This window comes from Pseudomonas sp. HMWF021, assembly GCF_003061005.1.
GTDB lineage: Bacteria > Pseudomonadota > Gammaproteobacteria > Pseudomonadales > Pseudomonadaceae > Aquipseudomonas.
Window position 1 is genome coordinate 4,597 of record NZ_QAIK01000161.1, and the last position, 419, is coordinate 5,015.

Genomic DNA, 419 nt, shown 5'->3' on the forward strand with positions numbered 1-419 from the left:
GAGGCCGGTGCTCAGGACTTCGAGCCAGGCGAAGAGGGCGCGACCCTGTTCCTGACCGATCCGACCGACCTCGACGCCGTGCAGAAAGCGCTGCCTGAGCAAGGTTTCACTGTGCTGTCGGCGAAACTCGGCTACCAGCCGAAGAACCCGGTCAGCGGCCTGAGTGCCGAGCAGATGGCTGAAGTCGAAGCGTTCCTCGAAGGCCTCGACAACCACGATGACGTGCAGGACATGTTTGTCGGTCTGGCGGGTTAAGATCAAAAGATCGCAGCCTGCGGCAGCTCCTACGGGTGTACAGATAACCCTGTAGGAGCTGCCGCAGGCTGCGATCTTTTTGTCACTGTGTGTGCAATATCCGAATCACTTCGCCAAACCCCGGTCGCGCCCGTACATCCGGCTGACAGCAGCGCTGTTCCAAG

The 419-nt window shown here is 60.4% G+C and carries 1 protein-coding gene; it reads left to right on the forward strand.

Going from position 1 to position 419, the window contains the following annotated elements; genetic code table 11:
• On the forward strand, nucleotides 1–255 hold a 255-nt coding region (locus DBR18_RS23035; RefSeq protein WP_177482426.1), incomplete at its 5' end, for a YebC/PmpR family DNA-binding transcriptional regulator.
• Nucleotides 256–419: the final 164 nt, after the last annotated feature.